Origin of the sequence: Streptomyces sp. NPDC127119 (assembly GCF_042677425.1) — a bacterium.
GTDB lineage: Bacteria > Actinomycetota > Actinomycetes > Streptomycetales > Streptomycetaceae > Streptomyces.
Genome location: NZ_JBHXTO010000226.1, coordinates 1 through 9324 on the forward strand (window position 1 = coordinate 1; position 9324 = coordinate 9324).

The 9324-nt window shown below is 69.4% G+C and carries 5 protein-coding genes; 3 read left to right on the plus strand and 2 right to left on the minus strand.

Annotated features, from left to right (window positions below; genetic code table 11):
* On the plus strand, window positions 1-233 hold a 233-nt coding region (locus ACFVH5_RS42250), incomplete at its 5' end, for a hypothetical protein (RefSeq protein WP_385838997.1).
* A gap of 400 nt (window positions 234-633) precedes the next feature.
* Window positions 634-2058 (plus strand): flavin monoamine oxidase family protein, encoded by a 1425-nt coding sequence (locus ACFVH5_RS42255; RefSeq protein ID WP_385838998.1) that lies wholly within the window; start codon window positions 634-636, stop codon window positions 2056-2058.
* Window positions 2059-2319: 261 nt separating this feature from the next.
* Here the strand turns inward: ACFVH5_RS42255 and ACFVH5_RS42260 are convergent, their stop codons facing one another.
* Window positions 2320-3192: an NAD(P)-dependent oxidoreductase gene (locus ACFVH5_RS42260; protein ID WP_385838999.1), complete on the minus strand. Its 873-nt coding sequence runs from the start codon at window positions 3190-3192 to the stop codon at window positions 2320-2322.
* A 167-nt stretch (window positions 3193-3359) separates the two neighbouring features.
* Between ACFVH5_RS42260 and ACFVH5_RS42265 the strand changes: the two genes are divergently transcribed.
* Window positions 3360-3971: a TetR/AcrR family transcriptional regulator gene (locus ACFVH5_RS42265; protein ID WP_385839000.1), complete on the plus strand. Its 612-nt coding sequence runs from the start codon at window positions 3360-3362 to the stop codon at window positions 3969-3971.
* A gap of 43 nt (window positions 3972-4014) precedes the next feature.
* On the opposite strand, the gene ACFVH5_RS42270 is transcribed toward ACFVH5_RS42265, so the two are convergent.
* Window positions 4015-9303, minus strand: coding sequence for a thioester reductase domain-containing protein (locus ACFVH5_RS42270; RefSeq protein WP_385839001.1), 5289 nt, complete (start codon window positions 9301-9303; stop codon window positions 4015-4017).
* Between the last annotated feature and the right edge of the window lie 21 nt (window positions 9304-9324).

The following is a 9324-nucleotide window of genomic DNA, read 5'->3' on the forward strand; positions in this document are numbered from 1 at the left end:
ATTTCGGGCTGCCGATACTCAAGACCCGACCGCACGGCGACTCCACGACAGGCCGGGAAGCCACGAACCGCCGGCAGCACCGGGGTGAGCGCCGTGGTTCCCGAAGAGGTTCACCACGAAACATGAATGTGCAGATTATTACCGGGCAATGGATGGACATAGTCCAGGTGATGGATCATGCCCTTTACAGTCGTGGACAAGGATTCGGCGCAAAGAAAACAAGGACGTTTTGAGCCGAGGCACCGCACGGGGGAACCATGACCAGAAACATCCGGGAACACGCTGACAGTCCATCGGGGGAAGAGTTCTGTCCGGCCGGGCGTTCCGGCGGCAACGTGGCCGCCTGACCATGAACACGCCAACCGCCTCTGGCGGATTTCCGCACCGTTTTGCCCAGGGTGCGACGGAGACCGGCTTCCTCGGCACCCAATCCTTCACGCAGAGGGTCGGAATGTAGGTCACGACACTGACGACGGGTTGTCTCCGCATGGATCCGACAACCCTCCATACCGTGCGCGCGCCTGTCGGCCGCGGCATTCATGCGACGTCAGTCGACTTCGTTCCAGCCTGCCTCGGCGGGCTCTCTCACCCTCTCGACGAACAACCGACCACCAACATCAGTGGAGCACTTCCATGTCTTTCCGTGGCACCCATTCCAACCGTTCGGCCGACCGCCGGGTCGGCCGCCGGGGCCTTCTCAAGGCCGCGGGCGCGACCGCACTGGCCACCACCCTCATACCGGCCACCGCCGGCCTGGCTCGGGCCAAGGAGGCCGCAGTGGTGGACGCCATAGTCATCGGCGCCGGCTACGCCGGTGGCACCGTGGCCAGGGAGCTCGCTCTGAAGGGGCTGCGTCCGCTGGTCCTCGAAGCGCGCGGCCGGATCGGCGGCCGGGTCTGGACCGGGACCTTCGCCGGTACCCAGGTCGAGATAGGCGGCAGCTGGCTAGGACCGCAGCAGCCGCTGATCCACAAGGAACTCAAGCGCTACCAGCTCAGCACGTTCGAGGACGTCGCCGCCGAGCAGGTCGTCCTCCCCAATGATCAGGGCTTCAAGAACCACACACCCGCCGAGGCGTACGACGCCCTCGGTCAGTTGTGGGGCGAGTTCTACGCCGGATCGGAGAAGTATTTCGAGCGGCCCGCCGAACCACTGTTCCGATCGGACCTGCTCGCGTCCGTCGACCCGCTCTCACTGGCCGACCGGCTCGGCCAGCTGAGCCTGTCGCCGACCGAACTGAAGTGGCTCAACGGTGAGACGTCCGTGTACTCCGGCGGCCCCAGCAGCCGGGGTTCGCTGACCGGAATGGCCCAGTGGATCCAGCTCTCCGGGGGCTCGTACGGAACGTACGGCACCACAATGAGCCTCCGGCCGAGCCTGGGCATGACCGCCGCCCTGCAGGCCATGTTCAACGAGGCTCAGGCCGACATCCGGCTCAACTCGCCGGTGAAGAAGGTCACCGAGTCGAGCGGGATGGTCACTGTCGAGACGGCCGCGGGCGCTCAGTTCACCTCGCGGGTGGTCGTGGTGTGCACGCCGACCAACGTGTGGAAGAACATCACGTTCAGCCCGGGACTGCCCGCGGCCCACACCCAGGCCACCTCTCAGGGCATCGGCATTCCTCACGCCACCAAGATGTGGATACAGGTCAAGGGCACCGTCCCGGCGACGGCGGCGCAGGCCGGCGAGGGCTCTGACATTTTGCTGATGGTGCCTCAGCAGCAGCTCTCCGAGGGCCGGTTGTTCATCGCGTTCGCGGGTCCGTCCTTGAACGTCAGCAGCGCCGCCAACGTCCAGACGGCCGTGCAGCAGTTCCTGCCCGGTGCGACCGTGCTGCGCTACCAGGCGATGGAGTGGGCCAAGGACCAGTACAGCGGAGGCGGTTGGGGCCTGCGTCGACCCAATCATCTGCTGCAGCTCTTCCCGCGGATCGAGCAGCCGCACGGCCGCATCCTGTTCGCGGGCGCCGACATCGCGACGGGTTGGCACGGAGCGTTCATCGAGGGCGCGATCGAGTCGGGCTTCCGGGCCGCGGCCCAGGCGGTCCAACTGGCCTGATCTGTCGGCTCTTCGGGGACGGGACACCTGGGCACCCCCGATCATGGGTGTCTGAAGCTCCTCGACGCCTGACGCACGGCGGGATGAGGCGGCACGGAACGAGAGTACGGGGGCTGGGGCCTTTGATGACGCCTCAGCCCCCAGCCTCAGTCCCTGGAGGCCCAGGGTGTCCTCATCGGAGTGGCACTCCCCGATGAGGACACCCGGCTCCCGCCGCCGCGGGCAACCCAATACCCGGGCTCCGGAGTGAGGACCTGAGGATCAGGCCTCGGGCTTCTTCAGCACCTCGATGAGACTGGAGAAGCTGTTCTCGCCGAATCCCTTTGCCATACCGGCGTGGAAGATCTCGGCAACGGCGGCCGGCAGCACGGTGTTGACCCCGGCGTCCTTGTGGGTGTGCAGCACATGGTCGATGCTGGCCGCGCCCATGGCCAGACGGTCCACGTCGCCCGGGTACTCCGAGTCGTCCACGTGCTGCGCGTACAGCTCGAGGAAGTGCGGCATCATCTGCGTCATCATCGTGGCGTACGGCAGCAGTTCCTTCGCCGAGACGCCGTTCGCCCGGCCCAGCGCGAGGGTCTGGTAGAAGCTGAGCATCGTGGTCCAGAAGATGGTCATCTGGGCCTGGTAATACATGGCCGCGAGGCCGGCATCCTCACCGCGGAAGTCCGCGTTGGTAAGAACCTTCAGGGTCTCCTCGTGGGCGTCGAAGACGTCCCTGGGACCGCTGTAGTAGGTGGAGGAGCCGGGCTTGCCGATCAACGGCGGGGGCACCTGCACGCCGCCGGTGAGGTGCTTCGCCCCGTGCTTGGCCGCCCACTTGGCGGCTTCACGGGCCTTCTCCGGCGTGTCCGAGCTGAGATTGACGATCACCTTGCCCGAGAGGGAGGACGTGACAGGTTCAAGGATCGCGTAGACCGCGTCGTAGTCCGTGAGACTGAGCACGATCAGCTCGTTCGCAGCGAGGGCGTCCTCGACACTGGCGGCCAGCGTGGCGCCACGGGCCACGAGCGCCTCGGCCTTGCTGGCAGTCCGGTTCCACACGGTGACCTGGTGGCCGTTGTCCAGCAACGTGTTGACCATCGCCTGGCCCATGGGACCCAGACCGATAAGGGTTAATGACTGCTTGCTCATCAGGAGCTCTCCTTGGTTCTTCACGGGCCGGTCGCCCCGCCGACGCCCGGACGGGGGATTGCCGATACGACGACGGGGCGACCGGATCGCCTCACTAAAACGATCGATCTAACTAGAGCAATATAGCAGCCCACCAGAACGAGCGCTCTATCAAGTAGATTGTTTCCATGGAGACCAAGCAGCAGGGCGGGCGCGGCACGGGCGCGGAAGCTGTTGTCGGCACGCGTGAACGCGTCGTGCGTGCCGCGTCGCGCCTGCTCCAGCAGCAGGGGTACGAGGGCACAGGGATCAAGCTCATTGCTCGGGAGGCCGGAGCCACGCTCGGTTCCGTGTACCACTTCTTCCCCGGCGGCAAGGAAGAACTGGCCGTGGCGGCGATCCAGCACGGCGACCAGGAGTTCGCAGACATGCTGCGCACGGGGCTGGACAGCGCGGACGATCCGGCCGTGGCCGTGGAGAACTGCGCCCGGCACCTCGCCACCGCTCTGCGCGAGTCGGGCTGGGCCGAAGGCTGTCCGGTCACGTCGACGGCCCTGGAGACTCTCGGTCGCGCGCCACGTATCCAGGAGGCCTGCCACGAGGCGCTGCGGAACTGGCAGAGCGTACTGTCCGCGCGGTTCACCCGCTCAGGGTTCTCCGTCCAGCAGGCCAACGAACTGGCCTGCACGGTGCTGGCCGCGCTGGAGGGCGCCGAGGTGACCTCCCAGGTATTCCGCAGCGAGGAACCGCTTCTCACCACCGGCCGGCACATGGCTCGGCTGGTCAGGTCCTGGTCGTAGGCCGGTCGCGCACGGCGCCCCGCACCCGTCAGGGCTGTCCGGTTCAGCCCGCGGGCGGGAAGTGTCCCTCCTGCACGAAGAAGTCGACGTACGTGGCGAACAGTTCGCGGGTGAGGGGCGGGCAGCTGATGCCGGTGCCGGTCAGCGCCGCTTCCGTCTCGGTGGTGTCGATGGCCGGGTAGAAGCCGTCCGTGTCCGAGGCCATCATCTCGAAGGCGTGCAGGAGTGGCAGGAGCGCGTTGTTCCGGTCGGACCGCACCGCCTCGTTCCATGCGTCCGGTTCGATCTCACGCAGGTCGTAACCGAGATCGCGCAGGTAGGTCACGCAGTCGGCCAGGCTCAGTGAGCTCTGGTTGAACAGGTGGAACGTACCGCCGGCCGTATCCTGACGGGTGGAGATGCCGATGATCGCCGCACTCACGTAGTCGACGGGCAGCAGATGGAAGCGGCCCGGGGTACCGGTGGGTACGGCCCGTGCCTGGAGCAGGCCCTTCAGGCTGAGCCACACGAAGTCGCGGGTCTGGCAGGCGCCGTTGCGCTGGTCGCCGGAGATGACGTCGACGCGGTGGACGGAAACGGGCAGTCCCCGTTCCCTGGCCAGGCCGACGACCTGTTCGGCGACCCATTTGCTCTGCAGGTACCCGCTGGGAAGCGCCGCTGCCGGGCCGGTGCTGTCGGTGACCTTGAGCGGGACACCCGCGACGACCGGTCCCTCGAAGACGCCGACCGTAGAGACGTAGTGGACCGGGACCGTCCGGTGCCTGGCCGCCAGCCGGAGAATCTCCTCGGTGCCACGGACGTTGGCGTCCCGGAGCGCGGTGTACGGGTGGAGCCAGTGGACGGTGGCGCCCGCGTGGTAGACCACGTCGACGTCCCTGGCCAGCCCGTCGAAGACCTCCGGAGCGAGTCCGAGTCCCTCCTCGGCCAGGTCGCCGACCACGACGCTGAGCCGGTCGGGGTCGACAGAGTCCCAGACCCGGTACCACTGAAGGTTCTGCCGCAGTCGTTCGTGGGCCTGCGCCCCGTCCTCGCCGCGCACCAGGCAGTGCACGCGGGCCCGGGTCGTACGCATCAGGTCCCGCAGAAGGAACGCTCCGAGGAACCCGCTCGCCCCCGTCAGTAGGATCTCCCGGGGGTCGGCCGTGGGGCCCACCACCTCGTCGGCGAGCCGGATGTCGTCGGCGAGCCGGATGTCGGCCGCGTGGTCGACGCCTTCCCCGGCCTCGCCCGCGCCGTCGGGTCCGTTGCCCGGGACGAGGTCCGTGACAAGCCTGCCGGCCAGCGAGTCGGGGGTGGGGTGGTCGAAGACGAGGGTCGCGGGCAGTCGCAGGCCGGTCGCCGCGGCCAGCCGGTTGCGCAGTTCCACCGAGGTCAGCGAGTCGAACCCGAGCTGGGAGAAGGGCTGTTCACGGTCGACGCCCCTGGCGTCGCCGTGCCCGAGAACCCCGGCCATGGCATCGAGCAGTACCTGGAGCACCGCCTCGCGCCGCTCGGACACCGGCAGGCCGGCCAGCCGGTCCGCGAGCAGGCTCCCGTCGTCGGCGGCGGTGCGGGCCACGGCTCGTACCGGCGTACGGACGAGGGAGCGCAGCACCACGGGCACCGGAGGACGCCTCCGGAGCACCGCGAGATCGAGTGGGGTGGCGACGGCGTAGGGATGCCCGGTCTTGAGCGCGAGGTCGAGCAGGGCGGGCCCCTGCTCGGTGGGAACCTGCCGAAAGCCGCTGCGGGCGATGCGCCGCAAATCGGTGTCGGTCAGATCACCGGTCAGCCCGGAACTCCGCTTCCACAAGCCCCAGGCGAGGGAGGTCGCGGACATTCCGCGGGCGACACGGTGGTGGGCGAGGCCGTCGAGGAGGCTGTTGGCCGCCGCGTAGGTGGACTGGCCGGGGCCGCCGATCACGGCGGCGACCGACGAGAAGAGCACGAAGGCGGTCAGGTCGTTGCCACGGGTCAGTTCGTGCAGGTGCAGGGCCGCGTCGGCCTTCGGAGCCAGGACCGCCGCAAGCCGCTCCCCGGTCTGTGCGCCGACAAGGCCGTCGTCGAGGACACCGGCGGTGTGGACGACACCTGTCAGGGGGTGTTCGCCCGGTACCTGTGCCAGCAGGGCGGCGAGGGCCGAACGGTCGGAGACATCGCAGGCGGCGAGGGTGACGGTGGCCCCGAGCCGGGTGAGCTCGACGGCGAGCTCCGCCGCTCCGGGGGCCTCGCCGCCGTTCCGGCTCGCCAGGAGCAGATGGCGTACGCCGTGTTCGGATGCCAGGTGCCGAGCGAAGAGGCCACCGAGCGAACCGGTTCCGCCTGTGATCAGCACAGTGCCCTCGGGGTTCCAGACCCGTGGGGCCCCGACCATGTCGCGCGGCGCGCGGACCAGTCCTGGCAGCAGGATCTGCCCGTCGCGGAACGCTGCCTGGGTCTCCCCGGCGGCCAGCAGTCGACCCACGAGTGCGTCCTGGTCCGGAGCGAGGGTCGTGCCGGCCGGGAGGTCGACGAGGACGATGCGTCCGGGAGCCTCGGACTGGGCGGAACGGAGCAGTCCCCAGGCTGCGGCGCCACCCAGATCGGTGACGTCGTCGCCCTCGGCGGCGGCCGTCGCCCCGGAGGTCAGCACGACCAGCGGCATGTCCCCGAGCCGCTCCTCTGCGAGCCACTCCTGAGCGAGTGTCAGTGCCCGGCGGGCGGTGTCCCGGACGGCGGCGGGCTCCACGGAGGTGTCGACCGCGCCGGTCAGTGAGACCTGCACGACGTCGACAAGGGCGCCGGAGGCGACCGCGTCGGCGACGGCCGCCACGGTCGGGTAGGCGTCCGGACCCTGGCGGCTCTCGTCGAGCACCGCCCGGCGGGCGGGCGCGCCGTCCGCTGCCGGGAGGGCACTGGGTGTCCAGCGGAGCCGAAAGAGCGCGTCGTGGGCACGGGTGACCGACGCGGCGAGGGCCACGGTGTCGAGCGGTCGTACGGTCACGGCGTCGGCTTCGGCAACGAGTTGCCCTGTGGGGTCCGTGAGTCGCATCCCGTAGGTGTCACGGGCGGCGCCCGGGGTGTCCGCCGGGGTGAAGCGGACGTGCAGCGCGGTGGCGCCGGTGGCGTACAGGCGAAGTCCCTGCCAGCGGGCCACGGTTCCCGCCCGCCGGTTGCTGTCGGTGAGCAGCAGCGGCTGGAGCGCGGCTTCCAGGAGTGCCGGGTGCAGGGCGTAGTCGGGTGCCTGTTCGGCGCTCGCGCCGGGCAGTTCGACCTCGGCGAAGAGTTCGTCGCCCCGCTTCCAGAGCCCGCCGAGGCCCCGGAAGGCTGGACCGTATCCGAGGCCGGCTTCGGCGAGATCCCGCAGGAGAGCGGGTGTCTGCAGCGGCTCGGCGTCCGCCGGTGGCCAGGACGGCGCCGTGTCAGGAGTGCCGGGTATGGCGAGCGGGAGGGAGGTGAGCAGGCCGTGTGCGTGTCGCACCCAGGTGGCGTCGCCGTCATCGGGCCGGGCGTGGCAGGAGAACGGACGTCGGCCGGCCGGGTCGGGGGCGCCGACGGTGACCCGTACCTGTACACCTGTGTCGGCGGGCAGCGGGAGGGGGGTGACGAGCGTGAGGTCGTCGACGGCGGTGCAGCCGACGTCGTCGCCCGCGTGTATCGCCAGCTCCACCAGGGCGGCCGACGGGAGAACGGCCGTGCCGTCCGCGGTGTGCTCGGCCAACCAGGGGTGGTTGCGCAGCGACAGCCTGCTGGTGAACACCGCCTCGTCGCGCTCCTCCAGGCGCAAAGCCGCGTCGATCAGGGGGTGTTCGCCCGGCTGAAGTCCGAGTCCGGTGGCGTCCGTGTGTGCTTCGGCCGCCTCCAGCCAGTACCGCTGGTGCTGGAAGGCGTAGGTGGGCAGTTCCACCCGGCGGGCCCCGGTGCCGTCGAAGAAGGCCGGCCAGTCGGGGCGGGACCCGGTCAGGTGCAGTGCGCCCAGTCCGCTCACCAGGCTCCACGATTCGGGCCGGTCGCGGCGGAGCAGGGCGATCGCGGCGGGTGCGGCGCCCTGGAGGTCGGCGAGGGCGCCGTGCACGAGCGGGGTGAGGACGGCGTCGGGGCCGATCTCGACGAAGGTGGTGACTCCCTGCTCGTGGAGGGTGGTCACGGTGTCGGAGAACCGGACGGCGTTGCGCACCTGGTCGACCCAGTAGTCGGCGGTCCGCAGATCATCACCCGAGGCCAGACGCCCGGTCAGTGTGGAGACGACAGGGATGCCGATCTGCCCGTACGGGACACGTTTCGCCGCTGTGCGGAACTCCTCCAACATGCCGTCCATGTGCGGCGAGTGGAACGCGTGCGACACCGACAACCTGCTCGTCCTACGCCCCAAACCCGCGAAATACTCCGCAACCTCCGAAACCGCCCCCTCATCACCCGACAACACCACCGACGAAGGCCCATTCACCGCCGCAACCGCAACCTCCCCCACACGCCCCGAAACCAGCCCCACCACCTCCGACTCAGCCGCCTCCACCGCCACCATCACCCCACCCCCCGGCAACCCCTGCATCAACCGCGCACGACACACCACCAACGCCGCCGCATCCCCCAACGAAAGAACACCCGCCACATGAGCAGCAGCAAACTCACCCACAGAATGACCAGCAACCAGATCCACCCCCACACCCCACGACTCCAACAACCGGAACAACGCCACCTCGAACGCGAACAACGCCGGCTGAGTCCACCCCGTCTCCCCCAACAACCCCGCCTCCACCGAACCCACCCCCGCAAACATCACCGACCTCAACGAACCACCCAACAACGGATCCAGAACCCCACACACCTCATCCAACGCACCCGCAAACACCGGAAACACCCGATACAACTCACCCCCCATCCCCACCCGCTGAGCACCCTGACCCGAAAAAACAAACGCCGTCCGACCCATCGACACCACACCCTCCACCACGTCGGCGCCAGGCTGGCCCGCGGCCAACGACCGCAAGCCATCGAGTAGTTGCTCTCGATCGGTCGCGACCACGGCCGCGCGACGGCCGTGGCGGGAGCGAGTGGTGGCCAGGGAGTGGGCCACGTCCAGGCGGAGCTTGTCGTCCGAGGTCTCGGCAAGGGCGAGAAGCCTTCCGGCCTGGGCGGCCAGGGCTTGCGGGGTACGAGCCGACAGCAGCCACGGCAGTGCCCCGGCCGGCCGGGGCACTGGGGTGCCGGCCGCGTCGGGTGTGGTGTCGGCCCGGGTGTCGGCCGACGGCTCTGCCGCGGCTTCCTCGATGATGACGTGGGCGTTGGTACCGCCGAATCCGAAGGAGGAGACGGCGGCCCGGCGGGGGCGGTCCACCTCGGGCCACTCACGCGCCTCGGTCAGCAGCTCCACCGCCCCCGACTCCCAGTCCAC

Coding starts and splice junctions, on each gene's coding strand:
- ACFVH5_RS42260 (WP_385838999.1), bottom strand. CDS start 3,192: ATGAGCAAGCAGTCATTAACCCTTATCGGTCTGGGTCCCATGGGCCAG.
- ACFVH5_RS42265 (WP_385839000.1), top strand. CDS start 3,360: ATGGAGACCAAGCAGCAGGGCGGGCGCGGCACGGGCGCGGAAGCTGTT.
- ACFVH5_RS42255 (WP_385838998.1), top strand. CDS start 634: ATGTCTTTCCGTGGCACCCATTCCAACCGTTCGGCCGACCGCCGGGTC.